The sequence below is a fragment of the Bacterioplanoides sp. genome (assembly GCF_965226395.1).
GTDB lineage: Bacteria > Pseudomonadota > Gammaproteobacteria > Pseudomonadales > Oceanobacteraceae > Bacterioplanoides.
The window spans coordinates 1475445-1498475 of sequence record NZ_OZ245358.1 but is presented as its reverse complement, the minus strand read 5'-3'; the positions used below and the strand labels follow the sequence as shown (position 1 = coordinate 1498475).

Here is a 23031-nt window from a genome sequence, read left to right as displayed (position 1 = left end):
TTAGTTTGTATTGTTATTACCAGAGCCTATTAACGCTCAATTGCCAGCGAGACGCCCATGCCGCCGCCGATGCATAAGGTTGCCAGACCTTTTTTAGCATCCTGACGCATCATTTCGTGCAGCAGCGTTACCAGAATACGGCAGCCGGATGCTCCAATCGGGTGGCCCAAGGCAATTGCACCACCATTCACATTCACCTTACTGGCGTCCAATTCCAAACCTTTATTGACGGATAGCGCTTGTACGGCAAACGCTTCATTCGCTTCAATCAGGTCCAGATCAGAAATTTGCCAGCCGGCTTTTTGCAGACACTTTTTGGTGGCTGGAATCGGGCCGGTGCCCATAATTTCAGGGTTCACCCCGGCATTGGCGTATGCCTTGATGGTTGCCAGAACGGGCAGTCCCAGCGCTTCGGCTTTAGCGCGGCTGGCTAGCATCACTGCTGCAGCGCCATCATTTAATGAGGAGGCATTGCCTGCGGTCACCGTGCCGTCTTTTTTGAAGGCGGCGCGCATACCAGCCAGCTTTTCTTCGCTGATACCGGCACGCGGATTCTCATCGGTATCAAACACCAGATCGTCACCACGACGCTGTGGAATCACAACCGGAGTGATCTCGTCTTTAAATTTTCCGGCTGCAATCGCCGCCAGCGCTTTTTCCTGAGAAGCCGCGGCAAAGGCATCCTGCTCGGCACGCTCGATATTGTAGGTATCGGCAATGTTTTCAGCGGTGATGCCCATATGGTAGTCGTTAAAGGCATCCCATAAGCCGTCGCTGATCATGGTATCGACCATGTTCCAGTTGCCCATGCGTTGGCCATTACGGGAACCCGGCAGGGCATGTGCCGCGTTAGACATGGACTCCTGACCGCCGGCAATAATAAGGTCAGCGTCGCCACAACGGATGGCTTGTGCCCCCAAATGCAGCGCTTTTAAGCCGGAGCCACACACCTTGTTAATGGTCATGGCTGGGGTGGTATCGGGTAAGCCACCTTTGATAGAAGCCTGACGTGCCGGATTCTGACCGCAGGCTGCTGTCAGTACCTGCCCCATCAGGACTTCATCAACCTGCTCGGGTGCGACCGCTGTTTTCTGCAGCAGGGATTGGATCACGGTTGCACCTAAGTCACTGGCTGCGACGCTCGCCAGTGAGCCTCCAAACGAACCAATGGCAGTACGGGTGGCGGCAACAATAACCACATCATTAGGAACAGCGTCATTAAGAACAGCATCAGTCATGTTTTACTCCGGATAGTTGGGTTACTAATCGTTGGTTTGCTAATTATCGGGCTAGTCATGTCAGAAGCGATTATTCTGAAATGGTTTCTTAACAACACTTTTCCACCAATCGTTTCTAACCTCAGAAACTATAGACAAGCGTGATGCCCAGTTCCCGGTCGATATTTTCGTTTTCGTCCGGAACTTCTTCGACGTATTTCAGCTTGTAGGTAATCTTAGTGGCTAATGCGCCGACAATCTGGCTTTTTAAGCCGGTCTCCGAACGGTAGGTCGAGTTATCATCACCAATCTCAGCGGTGAACTCTTCAATAAAAGAAACACCATCGCGGATCAGCCAATCGTACTTGACGTCGAAGCGGGCAATAAAGTCTTCGTTGATTTTCTGCGTGTCTTTTAATTTATCGCGCCGATAACCGGGTGCGGCTTCCAGTGCCAGATTCATACGTTCTTGCTGGATCAGACGATAACCATAACCAGCGGATACCACCGTCTCGTATTCAAAACCACTGAAACGATCACGCTCGTGGGTGGCGGTGAGGGCCAGATAAGAGCGTTCGCTGAAGTTACGGTCAAAGCCGATTTCCGCGTTGTACTTTTCTTTTGAGGTCTCCTCATCTTCTTTACTGGTCAGGGCATCCAGTTTGAGATACTGATCCCAGCTTTCGCCTTTATGGAACAGTTCAAAAGCCGCATTGGTGCTCTGGGTGTCGGTATTGCCTGAAGTATCAATAAAGCCCAGCTCCGCCGCACCCGACCAGGCTGAGGCTGTTTCTTCGGTTTGAGCTTGATCCTGAGGCTGAAGTGGGGCCTGAACCTGGGCCTGAGCAGCTGTACTAGCCAGTATGCTGGAGAAAAAGATCAGGTTATAAAAAGCAGGGGTACGCATAAGCAGTCCGTTGATTGATCATTGTTGTAATTAGAAGTCGCGAATGACGGCAGCCTAACGACAGAAGGCTGTCTGGGCAAGGGCTGTGGAGATCGTTGAACAAGGTTTTACAATAAAGAATTATGGCAACAAATTGTTCGCTGACTGGCATAAAGCGCCTCTGTTTATCCGCGCTAAGTACGTTAAAGTAAGTTCGTCTGTTGATATTAAAAATGAGATTGTTTTTGTGAGAGAAGCGATTCTGGCAGCACCGGTTAATCAGGTGCTGTACCAGCTGACTAAGCCAATGGTGATTGGCATCATGGCGGTGTTCTTTTTTCAGCTGGTGGATACCTATTTTATTTCTCTGCTGGGAACCACCTCACTGGCGGCGGTTGGCTTTGCGCTGCCGGTGACAATGCTGGTGATGAATCTGGCGATTGGTTTGGGCATTGCGGCATCGGCCCTGATTGCCAAGTCGTTTGGCGCCGGCGACGACCTGCACGCCAAACGGGCGGCGATGGCGGCGTTGATGCTGAGTGCGGTGCTGGGTTTGGTGATCAGCATTATTGGCTTACTGATTAATGATTATTTGTTCCGGCTGTTAGGCGCGTCAGAAGAGTTACTGCCAGAAATCTGGAATTTTATGGTGTGGTGGTGGCCAGGCTCCGTTGTGATGTTGCTGATGATGGTGCAAAACAGCTCAATGCGAGCCACGGGTAATACCAAACTGCCGTCGCAGATGATGCTGGTGGCTGCGGTACTGAACGCGCTACTGGACCCCGTGTTAATTTTTGGTTGGGGGCCGGTTCCGGCATTAGGAGTGGGCGGTGCGGCGCTAGCCAGTACCTTATGCTGGGTGATTGTGTTGGCGGTTATTCTAACGCGCCAGCGTCAGTCGGGCTTTTTAAGCCGTCATGGTATGAGCTGGGCGCAGGTGCAGCAGTTATGGCGTCGTATGATGGCGCTGGGTATTCCGGCCATGGTGACCAATATGATGGTGCCGGTAGCCGGTGCCATCCTGCTGATTATGGTTGCTCCGTTGGGTGAAGAAGCCGTTGCCGGGTTTGGTGTGGGTATGCGCCTTGAACCTTTTGCTCTAATTGTCATTCTGGCGCTGACCTCAACCCTGCCAACCTTTGTTGCTCAAAACCATGGTGCTCATCAGGATGAGCGGATTTTTCAGGCCTTGTTGAGCAGCTTTAAATTCTTATTGCTGTTACAGGGTGCCATTGTGGTGACATTCTGGATCAGCGCTTATTGGCTGGCGGCATTATTTTCAGACGAACCGGCAGTACAACAAACCATTGTTGAATTTGTGCGCTGGTTGCCAATCGGCTACTTCGGCATGGGCGTGGTGTTATGTGTGAATTCGGCTTTAAACTCGTTGCAAAAAACCAGTAACTCGATGGTGTTAAATGCGATTCGTTTGTTTATTTTTTATGTACCTGGCGCTTTTTTAGGCTCCTATCTGGCCGGTTATAGTGGATTATTAATCGGAGCGGCCTTAGGTAATCTCATTATTGGTTTGCTGGTCTGGCGCTTTACCTATCAGGTTGCGAAAAATAATCAGATCAAAATTGGCTTCTGGAACTTCTCGTTTGAAGATATTCAGCGCTGAGCGTAGCCCGTAAAATAATAAACGACTGTCAGGAGGAATATATGCCCGAAAATATGGAAGCGCTTAAAGTGGTGGCTGTTTGGGCTGCCCTGAATTTTGCCTGGATGTTTGCCTTAGCGGTTAATACTTATCGGACGCGCTCACAGGAAAATATTTACCTTGGAATCGCAGCAGGTAATGAAAAGCTGGAGCGGGCGATACGAGCGCATGGGAACAATACCGAATATGTGCCCAGTATTTTATTAGGCTTACTCTTTCTTGCTCTGCTCGGTGAAAATCAAACCTTATTACACGGTGCTGGTGCCGTGCTGTTAACGTCCCGTGTATTACACGCCATTGGTATGCAGCAAACCCACAAAGAAATTCCACTGAATCGGATTCTGGGTAACGTACTTTGCTGGCTGTTGTATCTGGCGATTATGATTCGGATGCTGATGTTGTCTCTGTAGTTATTTTAGAGCCTTCTAATATCAGGTGTTAACAGAGTTGCAAGTCTGAATCAGGTTGTTTAGAACGCAGATTTAAAGCAGTAAAAGAGTCTTTATTACCAGTTTGGTGCCGTAGATTATTCCTTGTAGAGTTAAAAATAATAAGTTCGAAGAATGTTCCCGTGGCTACATGTTGATTAACTACTTGTTGTAACTTGTCTTGTTTGTAGATGAGGCTGTCAAAAATAACTTTTAATACCTAGGGGTTTTAGATAGAATCGCGCGGTTTGAAATTTCATATAGGGAATATCATGAGAAAATTACTTGCATTCTTTGTTTTATCTGTTTTTTGTATACAAGCATTGGCTGCTGTAGATCTTGCAAAAGATTCTTTTGATATATACCGAAAGTCGGAAACGACTTCTTTTGACTATCGTTTACAAGCCAATATTCAATATCGATTCGCACCTAAGCAAAAAATTGTCCTCTTATCCGGGGATGTGATAACTCCTATTGTATATGATGATATAGATGAAACAATAACACCTATTCTTAAATATAGTCAGGATTTTACAGGTAATATTCATCTGAAGTTTGATCGGGTTGATATTCGCCCTCCTGTTAATGCTTTAAACTCCGGAAGTGAAGTGAATGCGGGCTCTTACTATGATCAATATGAGGGTGACTTCAATGGTGATGGAGCTAATGATTTACTGTATTTCAGCAAAACAGGTTTTACTAGTTATTTGGTTGAATCCAGTTTTATTGTGTTTGGTCATAAAAATAGCTCGCGAAATATTGAGCGTGTCGATTTTTATCAGAGATTCGGTGGCTTTGATGCTAACGCTCAAGCAGTTAATATCAATGTTAGAGATTATAATCAGGATGGTATTACCGATATTGCTATTCAACCTCCTGGGCAAGAAGAGCGGATATTATATATCGGGCAAGACGGTGTTGTTGAAACAGCTAATAAAGGGGCTCTAGATTATTCTTATTTACCTCGGGCGGTTAAACCTAATAATGGTAGTTTGACACCGGGAAGCACTAATATTGATTTTCGGGTTGCGGAGAATGGCGCTGCTACTTATGCATTGAATGTAGATGCGCCAGCAGGCCCAGGTGGCATTCGTCCTGATGTTACTTTGACTTACAATAGCGGCTCTGCAGGTAATGGCGTTGCGGGTATAGGCTGGAACCTGGCAGCTGGTAGTGTGATCATCAAGTGTGGTACAACCATTGAAACAGAGGGTTATACCTCCAGGCCAGATATGAAAAACCTGTCAGACTGGCAGACCTTTTGTTTAGACGGTTCGAAACTCATTGCCGTTCCTGGATATCCTAATGAATTCAGAACAGAAATCAGTAGTTCATCAAAAATTACATTTAACCGAGCCGGTATTGTTGGTAGAGATTACAATACAAAAGCATCTTCTTTTACTGTTAAAAGAAAAGATGGCACAACATGGCAATATTCGTGGCAGGGTGAAAGTAATGGCTTGGGTGGTAATCAGGAAAAAATTCTGGGTGCATGGCAATTAACCCGAATCAGCGATAATGTAGGAAATTATATTACATATCATTATCTTGCCGATGATAAAACGTTAGTGGACTATATTCGTTATGGAAGAGCAAAGATTCAGTTTGTTTATAATAGACGAGCTGATTCTTCAGAGGCATATTTTTCTGGAGTCAAATTTACTCGTAATAAGCGTTTGTCTGAAATACAAGTCTGGAATAAAAATGAAAACATCAAACGCTACCATATGGAGTACGGACATGATCAGTCGAATAAATTCTCTCGCTTAGAATATATTCAGGAGTGTGGCAAGCTAAATGGTTCGATGTTGTGTAAGGAACCAATTCAATTCAAATGGAATGATGTTGCCGGATCAAACTATTATTTAAATAGCTATCGAAGAGAATCTCGATTATTTGAATATTATGTCCCGGGTGGATCTTGGCATAACGCACCAGATCAAGAGATTAAAAAGAAGCTCACAGGTGATTTTGATGGTGATGGTTTCCAGGACTTTTTATTTTTTAATGGAGCCAATGATACGAGCTTTTACCTGCACGGGAAAAATACTGACAATGGTGACCGCTATGTACGTTCTGAGGTGTTGATTGATGGCTCCAATTATTTTAATTATCATATTAGCCAAAATGCCGCAGTCGTTGATGTTAACTCAGATGGAAAAAGTGACTTAATTACTCTCTCTCGTAATTATGTGAAATTGTATGTCAATCAGACAGGTGTAGATGGCAATGAGATTAAATTTAAACAGTTTCATTTAAAAACAATAAATTATAAATATGATCGATTAGAAGGGGATATCAGAGTTGTTGATGTTGATAATGATGGTGTCAATGATTTTGTTTTTACATATAACTATCGAAAAGATAAGCATCAAAAATACTTTTCTTTATTTTCATTTGATGATAGTGATAAGTACCTAGTTTCAGGTAACTATCCAGTAGGTGATGTTAAAGAAATAGATTACTCCCATATTGATGGTCATATTACTTTAAGACTCTCAGATTTTAATGGTGATGGTTACCAGGATAGATATAAATATCATCATAAAAATATTCGTGAACCGCGCATAGAATTGTTTGATGGTAGTCGATACCCGCTTCCATTTAACTCGTCACAAGCTAACTTGGATAAAATTAATATTTTTGATATTAATGCCGATGGTTTGGCTGATCTTATTTTTCCTGGCGCTTTATACATCAATACAGGAAAGGGGTTTACAAATAAAATTTCAATCCCTGGCGGGTGGAAAGCTGATAAGGCTCAACCGCTGGATTTTAATATGGATGGAAAAACAGATCTCTTAGTTGTCGACAATAGTAATAATTATAAACTTTTGATTTCTAGTGGTTATTCTCTTGAGATGACTGATGCGCCTGCGTTTTTACCAAAGCATAATGATAAAATCAGTATTGTTATCTCTGATATGACGGGTGATGGTATCTCAGATTTTACTGTGTTTAATGATAAGAAAAGCTCAGTTACCTATGCCCATCGTGTTGATAGTTGGGATAAATCGTTAAAGGGTGAAGTAGTTTCTTATTCTCAGATTGTCGAAATGAGATCTTCTGGTGTATCTAATAAAACTGCTTATAAGTCGTTAAATGCCCGGGAAGATTCAGTATATCACCACACTTATAATGATGATGTTAGTGCTTTTTCAGGTCAGTCTACTGTTTCTCATATCACCGGGCCGCAAAAAGTGGTGTCACAAGTCAGTAGCGGTGCTCCAATATTCTCCGGTTCATCTGGTGTGAACTTTGATGAAATTACCGTTTCATATCGTTACGAAGGTTTAAAAGTACAAGCGGGAGGACGCGGTTCTTTAGGGTTTAGAGTACTGAGCACCATTGATCATAGTTCTGGCGTTGTAACTACTACCGAATATGCTCAGGAATTCCCATATACAGGGATGCCTTATGCAACATCTAAGATACGTTATAGCAGTGAAGCCTTGCATGGTGATTTAGGGTTTACCGAAATTATCGGGCAAATAAACCTGCAGCGTATACAAAAAAATAGTGCGTCTTCATCTAATCTGCAAACTGCACAATCATTAAATGCTAAATCAATTAAAACGAGCTATAACTGGTGGCAACCAACTGCATGTAGTCGCCACTTTAGAACGTCTGGAAAACCTTCAGGCTCGGGTAAGACGATAAAAGATAGCGTATTTGAAAATTTATTAAGTTGCTCTGTTAATCGTATTGAATCTCATGCTGTTGTAATCGGGAATCGTGATACAAAGTATGCAAATAGCTACTTCCCTTATAGCTCTGGAAACTCTGAATTTAATTTCCGTCCTGAAGATGGTCAGGGAACTTATGCCAGCAGAACATTTACAGATTATTATACCGCTGCGAGTAATGGTAACTTTTCTGCTGACCCAAGAGTCATCAATGTAGGTACGATGGAACTTGCTGGATCAGGCTGGACGTCTGAAAGTGTTAAAAATAACAGGCCTGCAAGCTCTCAATTTAATAGCCATTATCAAACTCGTACGACAAATGAATACACAGATAATGATTATGTGAAATGGCACCTTGGGCGTATAACTAAAACAACAGTTGTGCACAAGCGTAATGGAACAGAAGATATTACCCGAACCAGTAGCTTTGATTACTACAATAACGGCTTGTTGAAAACTTCAATAATCGAACCCGATAAGCCAGAATTTACAGTAAAAACAACTTATGATTATGATACTTATGGTAATCAAAAGTCTAAAGTAGTGACGTCTCATGAGAGTATTCCGGCAACAAGTAAAAACTACTTTAAACGAAAAACCTCGGTCACTTACTTGGAAGGCATTTATCCATCAGGGGAATACAGTTATTTAATCAATGGTAATAACGAAGCTATACGTTTAGTTAAAAAGTACGAATCGTACAATGCTCTGGGCTTGCCTCAGTATGTTTATACGCCAGTGACGTTGGGCGATAATTTAAATGGCGCAAAAAAATTAACATTAGAATATGACGCATTGGGCCGGGAGATCAGGCGTTCTGATGATGTTGCTGGAGTATTAAGTACAACGAATTATCGTTTTTGTGGTGGTTCAAATTGCCCACCTATTGCTTACTCTTATGTAGAAGTTAACAACACAACTGCCCCTGATACACGTCAATATTCTGATGTGATGGGACAAACAGTACGCTCTTCTAAACGTCAGTTTGATGGTAGCTGGGCGCATGTTGATACAGCATTTGATTTGTTAGGGCGGGAAGTAGCCACTTCTGTACCACATAAACAGAATAATTATTTTGCAGGTGGTGTTACTTCTAATACAACCCAATACGACTGGCTGAACCGGCCGCTCGTGGCTACTCATGCTGACGGCAGTAGCACTACATACAACTACACTTATGATTTACTAGCTATTCGACAGACACATATATCGGATGATGCTAATACATACCAACAAAATAGCACTACCTGGAAAAACGCTTTAGGAGAAACCGTAAAGGTTGTTGCTGATAATAATAAATCAGTTACACAATTCTTCTATGATGCACAAGGTAATGCAAAGCGTTTATTAACGGGTGTTGATGGATCAGGTCAGATCCAGGTTGTTAATCAATTCAATGTCGTTGGACATAAAACCAAAACAGAAGACCCGGATAAAGGTACTTGGGAGTACCAATATAATGCATTGGGTGAAATCACGCGTCAGGTTACAGGGAATAAAAAGGTTACAGATACCTTTTATGATGGACTGGGCCGGATAAAAAACCGAAAAGTGTATGAAACTTATAACGCTGGTAACGTATCAGGACTGATTTCAGACATTGAATATTCTTATGACACGATTCCAGGCACTGAAATTCCAATGCTTGGTGCATTAGGTAAAACAACTAAAGTTCAGGATTATAAAACCGGATATTATGTAAGTTCGATCTATAAATCATCACAACAAGGTTATATCACGGATGTGAGTACTGAGACTTATATTCCGGGTGAGCAAAAGTATTATCAACGTACCGAATTTGATAAGTACGGACGCGTAGAGCGATCTTTTGACGCTGCAAAACTCACTTCGTTAAATATGAATGCAATTGCCTTGGGAAGCTTGCCCGGGACGCAAAATATTTATAACAATTATGGTTATTTGGCTGCCGTTGCGAATTCTGGTAGTAGCGGATTATCTTATGAGTACTACCGGGTCAACACGACGGATGTATTTGGCAATGTAACTCAGGCAACACTGGGTAATGGTGTAAAAACATACCAACATTATGACCCGGTTACAGGTCGATTAATGACTAAAGGCAGCCAAAAAGGTTCGAGTCATATAACGCAATACAGTTATCACTTTAATGATTTCGGGAATTTAACACGTCGTGATGATGCAATTCATGGAACAAGAGAAATATTTGGTTACACCAACCTGAATCAAATTGCTTCAGTCTCTCTGGAGGGTTTTGGTATTGCAGCTGGTGCCGATATTGGAGCATTACATTCTGGGTTGAAGAATCAGTATATCCATACTAATCGATATGATCGTGACAGACCATGGCAGTTAGCCTGGACAAATCGTGGTACAAAGGGGCCATCAGGTTTTGATAACCGTAGCTATGTTTATCATCCAGGATCTAACCGTCTGCATAAGATACAGTTATTTAATAGTGGCTCAGAAGTATATAATTACGACAATAACGGGAATCAAATTTCAAAACAATTTAAGCCAAGAGACCTGCTCGATTTAACCTCAGGCAGTAGTGCATCGTCGCCGTTGCAGGATATTCGTACGGTTGAATATAGCTACTTTGATAAGCCTACCCGTATTACACAAGATGCGCAGACTATTGAATTTGATTATGGCCCAGGTCAAAACCGTACCATCAGACGCGATTATGAGAATGGTACCCTGAAAAAAACGACTCGTTATATTGGCTCGGTTGAACATATTACCGAAGCTGATGGTAGTAGTTATTACAAGCGTATGATTGCAGGGGTAGCCGTTGAGATTACTGCTGGAGAAAATCAAGGCATTAAATATCTGCATAAAGATCATATCGGTAGTGTAGTTGCAGTGTCAGACGCTACCGGTAATGTGTTGGAACGCTTCAGTTTTGATGTGTATGGCAAACGCCGTCCGGTATTAAATCTGAATACACACGGCTCTATCTCGCCAGTTGTTGTATTAAACGATTTATTGCAAGCAACGGATGCCACCACAAATCGAGGTTTCACTGGCCATGAAATGCTGGATCAGGTTGGTCTGATTCATATGAATGGCCGGGTGTATGATCCAATCCTGGGTCTGTTCTTAAGTGCTGACCCATATATTCAAAGTCCGTCTTCAGCGCTCAGTACCAATCGCTACAGCTATGTATTAAATAACCCGTTAAGTTATACCGACCCAAGTGGGTATTTCTTTAAGAAAGTTCGCAACGCCTTTAAACGCGCAGTTAGCTATGCTGGTGACAGAATTAATCAGGCTGGAGCCTGGATTGATGATAATCGTACAACCCTGGCGATTATTGCTGTATCTGTTTTTTGTGGTCCGGCTTGTGCAACCTGGTATTACGGTGCGTTATTGGGCGCAGCTTCAGGTTATGCCCAAACAGGTACATTAAAAGGTGCGGTTACAGGGGCTGTTGCAGGTGCTATTACGGGAGGTGCTGCTGGTTATGCTTCTGGTATGAACCCCGTCGCCCAAGCTGCTATCAGCGCCGGTGCTGCTGCGGTTGCTGGCGGTGTACGCTCAGTATTGCAAGGTGGTCAGTTTGGTGATGGTTTCCGCCAGGCTGGTAAGGGAGCTTTGGTAAACTTTGCTGGTTCAGCGGTGGCTGGGCAGCCGAGCTCGTTTGGTGGACAGTTAACCAAAGCGGTTATTGTTGGAGGAACGGCTTCAAAAGTATCGGGTGGTAAGTTTGAAAACGGTGCAGCGTTTGCGGCGTTTAGTGTTGCTGTGTCTTCATCTTTGAAATCTAGAATGCAGTTGCATGGTGGTTCTGCTAGTAGCGCAAGTTCATCTGGTGCAAGAGATAAATTTCGATCTGCTCTAGAAAATCTACGCCAATACAAAGAATTCCAAGAGCTTGAATCTGCACATGGCGGGTTTGAATTAGAATTCGATGATTCTTTAGAGGCTAGTGAATACAATCCTGTATCTGGTAAAATTCGCATACAAGTTCAAGATTTAAAAGTGCAATACAGCACAGTACCAACAGATGCACAGCTTGATATTATTGATAATTTAAACGGGGATGCATATTTTGATGCTTTGGAAGAAGCATCTTGGTCAAACTTTAGCCCTGAGCGAATCATTTACCACGAAGCATTCCATTCAACTCAAAACTCTGTTGGGATAAAATATGCTTTAAACCCGGGGCCCTATGAAAACGCAGCAATCGAAGCTACGAATAATTTCATGGGTAAATATTTTTCAGAATCTCCACGAGAATTGGATCATAATGCTATTCGGTAATTTAATATGAAAATTTTTATATTCTTAATGTTGGTGCTTTTTTGTGGTTGTAGTTTTTCTTGTGTTTCTGAAGAAGATATAAAAAAACAATTTAAAAATGATGTGGAAATAAAATTTTTGGAAAATTCAAATGAATTATGGAAACTTTATAAGGTGGCATCGCCTATTTTTAAAAGTAGATTGGATAGCTTTTTAAGCAAAAAAGCTGAATGTTACGTATATTTTTTATCTTCTAAAGAAACATGGAAAAAATTTCGTGGGCGTGAAGGATACCTTGCAGTGGGCAATGGAGAAATTATAGCTTCTCTAATTATAAGGATGAATTAGTTGTTATTACCTATTATGGATGTCGTCTGACCGCAATGCGTAACAGTCAGGGTGAACGCATTGAATATACCCTCGACCTTGAAGGCAATCGTATTGCTGAGTCGACCTACAGTGCTTCGGGTGAGCTGGTTCGCAATCAGCGTCGTGTTTACGATGAGCTGAGCCGTTTATTAAGTCATATTGGTGCTAATGGTCAGACAAGCCACTATCAATACGATAAAAATGGTAATCGTACTGGTCTGACCGATGCGATGAATAATAAAACCGGTTTCGCCTTTGATGCATTAAATCGATTAATTGCCACGACGGATGCTAATGATGGTGTGATCGAACAAGCTTACAACGCTCAGGGTAAACTGGTATCGGTTACTGATCAGCGTGGCTTAACCACTCAATATCGTTATAACGGCTTTGGCGACAAAGTGGCGCAAATCAGCCCGGATACCGGTGAAACTCGTTTTGAATACAATGAAGCTGGTCATGTGATTGCAAAATCGGATGCACGAGGTGTGGAAACTCAATACCGTTACGACGTATTGGGCCGCATGTTGCACATCCATTATCCGGCTGCCAATGACGAGGATATCCTTTATCACTACGATCAGGTTGCTAATGCAGGGCATAGCGTTGGCCGGTTAACTCAGGTCGTCGATTCGAGTGGCTCAACGGATTATCACTACAACCAGCGTGGCCAGGTAACTCAACAGCAATATGTGATTGGTGACACCCGGTATTCAACGGAGAATATCTACAATTCTGCTGGTAACTTGATGGGCACCCGTTACCCAAGTGGTCGCTATGTTGAATATCAGAACGATATTCAGGGGCGTATTGTTGCACTGAGTAGCCGTGCTAAACACGGCGAGATGAAAACGATTGTTGGTAATTTAGATTACACGCCGTTTGGTCCGGTTGCACAAATGGACTATCACAATGGTGTTCAGCTGAATATTCAGCGTGATCAGGATTACCGTATCGATAGTATTAAAGTGGGTAATGCTGCAAACGATTCCAACAGCTTTGGTTCCGGCTACTACGATGTAAGCTATATCTACGATGATTCCGGCAATATCACAGCAATTAACGATGGCCTGAATGATTCACGCAATCAGAATTATGCTTATGACAATCTTTATCGTCTGATCAGCGCCGATGGTTCGTATGGTTTTGTTGAGTACCAATACGATGAAGTGGGCAACCGTTTATCTCGTCGTATCCGTAATAAAGATACTGATACTTCTCTGACAGAAGCGTATGAATATTCACATAACAGCAACCGATTAACCTCCGTTGCCAAACATCAGGGTGCTAACACTGAATATCGCGTATTAAATTACGATGCCGTGGGCAATATCGTGAATGATCAGCAGGCCGCTGATGATAATCGTGCATTAATATATGGTGCCAATAACCGCCTGCAGCAGGTGTCTGAAGCGGGTAAGCTAGATGCTGTATATACCTACAATGCCTTAGGCCAGCGCGTCAGCAAAGTGACCACGCAAGCGGATGGTGCAAAAGTCACTACTCACTTCCATTACAACCAGCAGAAGCAACTGATTGCTGAAACGGATGTAAATGGTCTGGCACTGAAAGAATACCTTTATGTTGGCGATGAACGGGTGGCCATGGTGGACTATGACAATAATCCGGCTGGCCAGATGGTCTATATCCATAACGATCATTTAGGGACACCGCAACTGATGACCGATGCAAAAGGCGTGGTTGTCTGGCGTGCCAACCGTTTGCCGTTTGGTGAATCGGTAGTGGCTGTTACCGGTATTGATTTATCGCTGCAGTTCCCAGGGCAGTATGCGGATGATGAAACGGGTTATTATCAGAACTACTTCCAGGATTACGATCCAAGTCTTGGCCGTTATATTCAGAGTGATCCAATTGGGTTGTTAGGTGGGGTAAATACGTTTGGGTATGTGAGTGGAAACCCAATAAGTAAAGTAGATCATTTAGGTCTGCTAGAGTGGAATGGAACGGCTACTAATGTTGGCGCAACAGCGCCTATTGGGGCTGCTTATACTCGATATGAGCTGACATCAGAATGGGTTAATAATCAAAGGGCTACTGTGGTGGTTCATGCTGTTGGCCCGGCAGTTGGATTGGGGGCAGATATTGGTGGAACATATTCAGAAATTACATTTAGAGAGCCCTTAAATTATATAAACCCTAATATATTTGATGGAAGCTATGATGCCGCTCAGGTTTCCTGGTCTGTTGGGAATGCCGGCTATGGGGCTTTTGCGATTAATATGGGGGATGCGGGTGCGGTAGGCCATGGCCAAATAGTGTTTGGTTGGGATGTTGGTGCTACTTACTCGAAAGGAACTTCGACAGTCTTGAGTGTTAAATATGAAAAAAGGTCTTCAATGTTGCATTTGGGATTGGATTCAGATAACTCTTGTAAGGTGTACTGATGAGAGTACATCTGCTAGCGTTTTTAGCTTTTCTGCTTTACTTGATTTCAAGTATATGGCTAGAAGATGATGGTGGCTACTTGTCGAACTTACATTTTGGACTGTCCTTGCTGATACTTCCTATTATTTTTTCTGGCAAATTGTCAGGGAGGAAAGTAGGTGATGGACACTTATTTAAGGCGTTGTTCTTAGCAGTAGGCCTGCTCATATTTCTCCAAGTGGTTTCCATAGTTATGGGTGGTGACCTGGTTCAGTATTTTGGGGAGTGGATATTTTTAGTCATTGTAATAATTTCAATGCTTCTGTTTTTGTTGATAAAAGCATTGAGTAAGAATAACCATAAATGAAGACTCAATATAATTGAATGAGATTACTTGCTAAAAAAATGCACTTGGGGAGAGGTCTATTGAAATTAGGACTTTTATTTAACCTGTTAGTATTCCTCTCAGGCTGTTCTTTATTTGGCTACAAAAACAGCCAAAATACGATTCACATCGAAAACACAGCCACCATCAAATACACCGGTAAAGGCGCCGGTGCCAGCTTTGCCTTAATGGGCGCGATGGGGCCAGTGGGAGCAGCCATCGGTGTGGCTATTGATGAAGGTATCTCCAAAGATATCCGGAAAAATATCGAAAATTCCGGCTTTGATCTGGTAGCTCATTTGTGTGAGCAATATCAAAAACAAGCAATCGATTGTGTTTCTGACGCTGAGGAAGCTCAGCAAATACTGGTTATCCAGAGTATTGATCTGACCAGTAAAGGTTCTGATGATTGGATGCAACTTAAAGTCAAAGCGATTCATACGGACTCAAGCGCTATTGAAACTCAGCTGGTTTATCAATCAGGTGAAACAAAAGTAACGTTAGAGCAAGCGAAAGAAAAGGCAGACTCTGTACGGAACTTGTTTGCAGGAATAAATTTGCAAAAAATAAATAGCAAATAAGCGGCTGTCCCTTTGTTCTTTCCACAGCTAACCGGAAAGGTTACCTGTTCAGAGCATTCTGAAAAGTAATTGTCATAAATGTCAAAATTATTAGTCTTTATAAAATATTGCATTACCGCTTCCTGCCCGGTGTGAGGCGGTTTGCCGGGTATTTAATCGCTGTCTGAAGCAGGTTTTATAATCTGGAAGATGGTGTTAGCCAGACTACAATTTCAACAGATATTAATATCAATAGTTGAAGATGGAGTCTGCATGTCAATCAAACACCTGTTCCAGTGTATTTTTTCGGTGGCTGCCTTTATGGCAATGGTCGCCGTGATTATGACGGTGGAAATTAAAAGTACATCGGAAGACGCACTGGATCTGGCAGGTTATCGGTTTGAGTCTTATCAGATCGGGCAGGAGGTTACTATTGATTCTGATAACCTGACCCGGTTAGCCCGCACCTATGTGGTGACGCTGGAAGCAAAATATAAAAATGAATACTTTCGCTTAGTGGATAAAATTGAGGGTAAAGCACCTCGTCCAGATGGTGAGGTTATTGCGTTTACCGATCTGTTGGAGCGCAATGGTTTTAGTCAGCGTGAAAAATCCCTGTTAGATCAATCAACGGCCTTATCCATTGCGTTAATTGAAACTGAAGAAAAGGCCTTTGCTTTGGTTGAGCCGCTGGAAGGTCTGAATCCGGCACAGTTATCCACATCGCAGCAGCAAGCCTGGATTGAGGCGCTGGCGTTATTACACAATGCTGCCTATCACGCTGAGCGCGACAAAATTTTCTCGCCGGTTACCGAGTTTGAAGCTCTATTAGATAACCGTACCCATTCGGGTTTGCAACACACTTCCGCTTGGTTAAACCGTATGGAAAGCGGGACTGTTTTTGCTGCCATCGTGCTGTTAATTGTTATCGTCAGTTCATTTTTTCTGATTTCCAACCGGGTTGTTAAACCATTAACCGGCATGGTGGATAATTCCGTTCGTTTATCGCAGGGCGATTTCAGCGTCAGCTTTTACAGTCAGCAGAAGGATGAAATTGGGGCGGTATGTAATGCGCTGCAAAATCTGGTGAAACACTTTTCAGAATCCATCAGCCATATTCAGCATAACTCTCAACTAGCCACGGATGCCTCGAATACGCTGGCGCAAAACTCAACCCGCAGCCGTGCATTAAGCACACAACAGAAAGATCAGACGTTGCTCTCGGCAACCGCTATTGAACAAATGTCGCGCAGTGCTGAAATTGTGTCGAACACTTGTCAGAAGGCGTCTCTGATTGTGGAAAGAGCAGTGGCGAATCTGGCCACAACCGAAACCGCAGTCAGCGATACCTTAGGCTCGATTGATATGATCAGCAGCGATGTTACGCACTCGTTGACCAAGCTGGATGAGTTGTCGTCGGCTGTTGAAGGGGTGACGTCAGTTGTGGATGTGATTAACTCCATTGCTGAACAAACCAATTTACTGGCATTAAACGCTGCCATTGAAGCGGCCCGTGCTGGTGAACAAGGGCGGGGTTTTGCGGTTGTTGCGGATGAAGTGCGCTCATTGGCGCAGCGCACGCAATCGTCAACCAGTGAAATTCTGGAAACCGTGCAGCAATTAAATACACGCTCCGGTGATGTGAAGCAGGCCATGATTAAGTCGAACGAAGTTCTGGCGGAACTGATCGATAAGTCGCGTTCGGTCAGCAGTGCGATTGATGAGGTCAGTCAGGCGATGAACGAGATTCAGGGCGTGACCAGCCAAATTGAAACCGCTTCCAGCGAACAAACCAGTGTGTCGGCGGATGTTGGCAGGCAGGTCACTCAGATATCAACCCAGGCCGCCGATATTGATCAGTTGAGCGATCAGCTCAGCCATAATTCGTCCGAGGTTCAGTCGATTGCTAAAAACCTGAAGGAGTCGATCAGCTTCTTCCGAGTCTGATCGAGCCCACGGCGTAACGATAACGCGTTATAGATAGTGTGTATCAGGGGCTGATTACAGCCCCTGATACACAATACCGACCCAGACATCCGGTTTCAGAAAACCATCGCCCCATTCGGCATCCAGATCTTTGGTCGGTTTTGCGGCAATCACCTGCTGTTCGGTTTTGCCGGCGTCTTTCAGCTTTTTAATACGCTCAGCCGCGGTTTGCAGCATAGCGCGGTAATTCATCAGCTGTTGTTTATCCGCTACCGGGCCGTGCCCTGGAATAATCCGGGTGCGGTCATTGGTCAGGGTTAATACTTTATCAACCGCAGAAATAACGCCAAAAATATTGCCGCGGCTGCCCGGGTCGATAAACGGATAAAAGCCGTTAAAAAATAAATCGCCGGTATGAATAACATTGGCCTGGCTGAAGTAAATAAAACTGTCACTGTCGGTATGTGCATCCGGAGTATGAATCACCTGAATGTCATCATTGTTCCAGTGAAACGTCACTTCATCAGCAAAAGTGATAACGGGCAACGCTGCTTTGGGCTGTGGTGGGCTTTTCATATTAAAAGCGGCAACAAACTGCTCGCTGGACAGACGCTCGCGAACATTTTTGTGCGCCACAATAATGGTGCCGTCTTTGCCAAAGTTTTCATTACCGCCAGTGTGGTCACCATGCCAGTGGGTATTGATCAAAAATCTGGGCTGCTCCCCTCCGACGCTGCGAATGGCTTGATTCAGAGCTGCGGTTAACGAGGCAAACTGATCATCAATCATAAAGGTGCCATCTTCGCCGATAAAAACGGCACTGTTTCCGGCTCGCTGAGATGCCAGCAGGTAAATGCCATCGCGGACTTTCTCTGTCGTGATGGTTTGCTCGGCAGCGCCATGGTTGTGTGCCAGAGTCAGTTGGCTGAAGGCCATCGCAGCAATGGAGAACAGCATTCTGGATGTCTTTTTAATGGTGGTGTGTTGGGTTGTGGTTGATGTCATAGCAGTCCCTCGTATCAGCATGATGGCCATCGCGGTAGGTCTGGCGTGGTAGTGTGTCGGTCTGAAGATAGTGGCGCATCGGTGTTGCGCTGTACAGGAATGGATGCGCCGATATTGGCCTTGTCAGGGAAACGCTGAGTTCAGCTTCTGCTACGCATTGGGGCTGCTGGCAACAAGGTATAAATTCAGGCAATATCATGAACCTCTGCAGAGGATGCAGTCATCAGGATGAGTAGTGTATGTTTGGCCTTGTAAGCGGTGTCGTATGTGGTGTCGTACGCTTGAATGTCAGAGCTCAGGCAACGTTGAGCAGGGCAAGCTGCGGGCTATATTCATTATTGATTTACTTGTCACTTTTCCTTTCACTCCCGTCTGTTTCTTACGCTCAGCAAATCGCATCGGCTCCATCTGTTTCATCCTCGTCTGCAGCATCGCAGAACGAGCTGACCCCAGAAGAGCAGGACTGGCTCAGCCGTCATCCGGTGATCACTCTGGCGGTTGACGGTCGCTGGCCGCCAGTCGATTTTTATAATGATGCCGGGCAACACTCTGGCATTCTGGCAGAGTACCTGCAGCATTTGGAACGTATGCTGGGGGTAACTTTTCAGCGCGTTCAGTTTGCCAATTTTGAGAGCATGTTTGCCGCCCTGAGTCAGGGGGATATTTATCTGGCTGCTCCGTTAGCGCAGACCACAGAGCGCATGAAGAGGCTCTGGTTCAGCGACCCGGTTTTCAGCGCAGGCAAAGTCATTGTCAGTCGCCATCAACACGTCATTGATGGCGCCGATGGTTTTAGCGGACAAGTACTGGCGTTAGAGCGAGGGTATTACCTTGAACAGGAAATTCGCCACAAATACCCCAATCTCAGCATCCGTTATTTTGATAATTCCAGACAGGCGATGCGCGGGCTGGCTGCCGAGAAAGCCGACTTCTACATTGGCGATGAGATGGTTGTAAACTGGCTGAAGCAGGATCTGCAGCTGGGCAGTTTGCATATTACTCCTGCGCCACAATTTGAAATTGCTCGTCAGGCTTTTGCCGTACATCAGGACGAACGCTGGCAGCCGCTGGTTTCTATCCTGAACAAAACATTGCGTAATATTCCGGATTCGATTCGTGCCGATATATTAAATCGCTGGCGTGGCACACAGGAAACAGACCGTGCGTTTCAGGGATGGACAGACGAAGAACAGCAGCAGTTACAGGCCTTTTCTGAATTAACCATCGGCGTGGATCCAAACTGGCCGCCGTTTGAATTCCGTGACGAACAAGGCGAATTACGGGGGTTGTCGGCTGAATATAATGCGCTGATCTCTGAGCGTTTAGGGATTCCGTTTAAGCCGGTGTTTTATCCTAGCTGGAGTGATACCTGGGAAGCGTTTAAGCGGGGCGAAATTGACATGATTTCCGGGGTTAATCCAACCCAGAAACACGAAGCGCATACGCTCTATAGCGCACCCTATATGATCCATCCTTATATGATTCTGGTGCACGACGACACCCGCTTTGTAAATTCCATGGACGATCTGGCCGGTAAGCGAGTAGCCGTTGGTGCAGGGTTTGCGATTGAAGATATTCTGAACAACCAGAGTGAGCTGCAATTACGCAGTTATCCAACCACTCAGGCTGCGCTGATTGCGCTAAGCGCCCGGGAAGTGGATGCTTATATTGGCTTATTAGGGCCATCGTCCTGGATTCTGGAACAGTACGGTATTCGTAATGTCAAAGTTTCTGCCCCCGCGGACTATAAATATTATCAGAGTATTGGCATTCATCAGCAGCACCCTCAATTGTTGGAGCTGGTGAATAAAGCCATTGCCAGTATTCCCGACTATCAGAAACAAACCATTAAAAATCACTGGTTTCAGGTTGAGTTTGATTACCAGATAAGTGGCGCAGAAGTTTTCCGTATTATTTTACTGACTTTGTCAGTGGTTTTCCCCGTGATGGTGGTCATTCTGTTATGGAACCGAAAACTGAAACAAACCCAGAAGCAATTAAAACAAAGCCAGCAGCATTTATCTGAAGCCAGAGATGCGGCCGAAAATGCCAGTCAGTTTAAAAGCCAGTTTCTGGCCAATATGTCACACGAAATACGCACCCCGATGAACGCCATTATTGGCATGAATCATTTGTTATTACGCTCAGGATTAAACCGCTCTCAAACCGGTTATTCAAAAAAGATTAAACAATCCGCAACGGCTTTATTAGGCATTATTAACGATATTTTAGACTTTTCTAAAGTCGAGGCCGGGCGTCTGGATATTGAACGAGTGCCTTTTAATATTCACAGCGTATTCTCAGAACTATCGGATATGCTGGCGTTAAAAGCGTCTGAAAAAGGCATCGAAATTTTACTCGATATTGATGCACGCATCCCGGTTAACCTGATTGGCGATCCGTTACGTATTGGGCAAGTGCTGATTAACCTGACTCAGAATGCCATTAAGTTTACCGATAAAGGGGAAGTGAAGGTCAGTGTCAAACGGCTAAATCCACAGGCAAAAGCTCAGGGTCATCTGGTATTGGAATTCCGGGTGGAAGATACGGGAATTGGTATTGAACCGGAATCTCTGCCACGATTATTTGAACCTTTTATTCAGGCCGATGGCAGTTCTACCCGTAAGCAAGGGGGCACTGGTTTAGGGCTTCATATTTCGCGTCAGCTTGTGGGATTAATGGGCGGCGAATTAAAAGCGACCAGTGAGCCCGGAGTTGGCAGTTGCTTTTATTTCACCCTCGATCTGGCAACCGATAACAACACTCAAGCTGCTCCACAGTTTTCACCCGCAGATAATATTCGTGGGTTGAGGGTACTGGTTATTGACGACAACCCCTCTGCACGCCAGTTATTAAAAGATATGCTGGAATCTTTTTCGTTTCAGGTGACCACGTTGGCCCGGGGAGATGAGGCAGCGTTGCTGGTTAAGCATCAGGCTGACCTCGGCGAACCGTTTGGTCTGGTGATTGCGGATTGGCAGATGCCTGGTATGAACGGCATTGAAACTCTGCAACAAATAGAATCACTGCGTTTAACCACACAACCGGCCCGTATTCTGATTACCGCCTATGGCCGTGAAGATGTTTTCAGTAGTGCTGATAATCATGGGCTGGATGCGCTGTTAATTAAACCCATTAATGCCTCGGTACTGTTCGATACCATTATGCGTTTATTGGCCGATGGTGCTGATATCGTAAAAAGCAGACCAGAAAAAGAATCTGTCTGGTTGCTGGGTGACGTACTGGTGGTCGAAGACCACGAAATTAATCAGGCGGTGGCACTGGAGTTATTGCACTCGGTGGGCATTATGGCCGATACCGCCAGCAATGGTGTGGAAGCCATTGAAGCGATCCGGCAAAAACACTACGACCTGGTGCTGATGGATTTACAAATGCCGGTGATGGATGGCTTGCAGGCAACCGCTATTATCCGTCAGGATGAACAGCACCGTCAGCTGCCGATTATTGCCATGACTGCACATGCCATGCAGGGTGATAAAGTTCGTTGCCTGTCAGCTGGCATGAACGACCATATTTCCAAACCGATAGATCCGGACGCTTTTCTGCAGGTATTAAAACAGTGGTTGCCAGAAGGTGATGCTCCGGATAAACAGATGCATACGGATACTGCTGCGGCATTCTCAACCCCAATCGTTGGGCTGGATGCCGAGTGGGGTATCCGGCGCGTTGGTGGCAATCGTGGCTTGTATATTAATTTATTAAATAATTTCTATCGTAAACATCATGGCGACCTGGACGTTATTAATAACGCTTTAAAGGCATGTGATCTTGACCTGTGCCGCCGACTGGTACACACCTTATTGGGCGTGTCGGCAAATCTAGGTGCCAGTGATTTCGAAAAAGACGCCGATGAATTTAATCAGCTATTAAAGCAATCGCTAAAAGCTCCGGAAACTTTAATTACCAGCCTGCAATGGAAACGCTTTAGCGAAAGCTTTAACGATTTATTGAATGGCATAAAGCACAGTGGTTTATTGTCGCAGCCAGAATACGATAAAGCTGAATCGGATACGGTTGATAAGGATCAAGCGGCGGGATCGGTTGAGAGTAACAATATGATTGCAGATGATTGCCGACAAAGTCTGAAAAAACTGGCCGACTTGCTGCAGCAGGGAGATGCTTCTGCGCCCCTATTGTTTGAGGAGGTGGCGGATGAATTACCAGAATCTATCCGCTCACCATTGCAGATATTGATGGACGACTTTGATTTTGATCAGGCTTACCAACTGATCAGCACCGCCCTGCAAACAGGACCAGCGGATGAAAAGGACAGCTGACC

Annotated in this window: 12 protein-coding genes; 9 read left to right on the top strand and 3 right to left on the bottom strand. The window is 44.6% G+C overall.

Annotated elements, in window-relative coordinates:
• Positions 1–29: 29 nt before the first annotated feature.
• Positions 30–1238, bottom strand: a complete 1209-nt coding sequence (locus tag ACO05E_RS06750) for an acetyl-CoA C-acetyltransferase (RefSeq protein WP_419812217.1) — start codon at positions 1236–1238, stop codon at positions 30–32.
• A 121-nt stretch (positions 1239–1359) separates the two neighbouring features.
• Positions 1360–2124: a DUF481 domain-containing protein gene (locus ACO05E_RS06745; protein WP_419812216.1), complete on the bottom strand. Its 765-nt coding sequence runs from the start codon at positions 2122–2124 to the stop codon at positions 1360–1362.
• 226 nt (positions 2125–2350) lie between these two features.
• On the opposite strand from ACO05E_RS06745, the gene ACO05E_RS06740 reads away from it, so the two are divergent.
• The 8 genes from ACO05E_RS06740 (at position 2351) to ACO05E_RS06705 (ending at position 17747) form a co-directional block, all read left to right on the top strand.
• Positions 2351–3724: an MATE family efflux transporter gene (locus ACO05E_RS06740; RefSeq protein ID WP_419812215.1), complete on the top strand. Its 1374-nt coding sequence runs from the start codon at positions 2351–2353 to the stop codon at positions 3722–3724.
• Positions 3725–3765: 41 nt separating this feature from the next.
• On the top strand, positions 3766–4173 hold the full coding sequence (locus tag ACO05E_RS06735) for an MAPEG family protein (RefSeq protein ID WP_419812214.1): 408 nt from the start codon (positions 3766–3768) through the stop codon (positions 4171–4173).
• A gap of 290 nt (positions 4174–4463) precedes the next feature.
• Entirely contained in the window at positions 4464–12122 is a 7659-nt protein-coding gene (locus ACO05E_RS06730; RefSeq protein WP_419812213.1) for an RHS repeat-associated core domain-containing protein, read from the top strand.
• Between the two features lie 6 nt (positions 12123–12128).
• Positions 12129–12449, top strand: a complete 321-nt coding sequence (locus tag ACO05E_RS06725; protein WP_419812212.1) for a hypothetical protein — start codon at positions 12129–12131, stop codon at positions 12447–12449.
• 35 nt (positions 12450–12484) lie between these two features.
• Positions 12485–14875: an RHS repeat-associated core domain-containing protein gene (locus tag ACO05E_RS06720; RefSeq protein ID WP_419812211.1), complete on the top strand. Its 2391-nt coding sequence runs from the start codon at positions 12485–12487 to the stop codon at positions 14873–14875.
• Entirely contained in the window at positions 14875–15222 is a 348-nt protein-coding gene (locus ACO05E_RS06715; RefSeq protein WP_419812210.1) for a hypothetical protein, read from the top strand. The genes ACO05E_RS06720 and ACO05E_RS06715 overlap by 1 nt, the downstream gene beginning before the upstream one ends.
• Before the next feature lie 17 nt (positions 15223–15239).
• Positions 15240–15821: a hypothetical protein gene (locus tag ACO05E_RS06710; protein WP_419812209.1), complete on the top strand. Its 582-nt coding sequence runs from the start codon at positions 15240–15242 to the stop codon at positions 15819–15821.
• A 252-nt stretch (positions 15822–16073) separates the two neighbouring features.
• On the top strand, positions 16074–17747 hold the full coding sequence (locus tag ACO05E_RS06705; protein WP_419812208.1) for a methyl-accepting chemotaxis protein: 1674 nt from the start codon (positions 16074–16076) through the stop codon (positions 17745–17747).
• 54 nt (positions 17748–17801) lie between these two features.
• Here ACO05E_RS06705 and ACO05E_RS06700 read toward each other — a convergent pair whose 3' ends face one another.
• Entirely contained in the window at positions 17802–18731 is a 930-nt protein-coding gene (locus tag ACO05E_RS06700) for an MBL fold metallo-hydrolase (protein WP_419812207.1), read from the bottom strand.
• A 347-nt stretch (positions 18732–19078) separates the two neighbouring features.
• Between ACO05E_RS06700 and ACO05E_RS06695 the strand changes: the two genes are divergently transcribed.
• Positions 19079–23029: a response regulator gene (locus tag ACO05E_RS06695; RefSeq protein WP_419812206.1), complete on the top strand. Its 3951-nt coding sequence runs from the start codon at positions 19079–19081 to the stop codon at positions 23027–23029.
• The last annotated feature ends 2 nt before the right edge of the window (positions 23030–23031 follow it).

Coding starts and splice junctions, on each gene's coding strand:
- ACO05E_RS06735 (WP_419812214.1), top strand. CDS start 3,766: ATGCCCGAAAATATGGAAGCGCTTAAAGTGGTGGCTGTTTGGGCTGCC.
- ACO05E_RS06725 (WP_419812212.1), top strand. CDS start 12,129: ATGAAAATTTTTATATTCTTAATGTTGGTGCTTTTTTGTGGTTGTAGT.
- ACO05E_RS06730 (WP_419812213.1), top strand. CDS start 4,464: ATGAGAAAATTACTTGCATTCTTTGTTTTATCTGTTTTTTGTATACAA.
- ACO05E_RS06745 (WP_419812216.1), bottom strand. CDS start 2,124: ATGCGTACCCCTGCTTTTTATAACCTGATCTTTTTCTCCAGCATACTG.
- ACO05E_RS06720 (WP_419812211.1), top strand. CDS start 12,485: ATGCGTAACAGTCAGGGTGAACGCATTGAATATACCCTCGACCTTGAA.
- ACO05E_RS06700 (WP_419812207.1), bottom strand. CDS start 18,731: ATGACATCAACCACAACCCAACACACCACCATTAAAAAGACATCCAGA.
- ACO05E_RS06710 (WP_419812209.1), top strand. CDS start 15,240: ATGAGATTACTTGCTAAAAAAATGCACTTGGGGAGAGGTCTATTGAAA.
- ACO05E_RS06750 (WP_419812217.1), bottom strand. CDS start 1,238: ATGACTGATGCTGTTCTTAATGACGCTGTTCCTAATGATGTGGTTATT.
- ACO05E_RS06705 (WP_419812208.1), top strand. CDS start 16,074: ATGTCAATCAAACACCTGTTCCAGTGTATTTTTTCGGTGGCTGCCTTT.
- ACO05E_RS06715 (WP_419812210.1), top strand. CDS start 14,875: ATGAGAGTACATCTGCTAGCGTTTTTAGCTTTTCTGCTTTACTTGATT.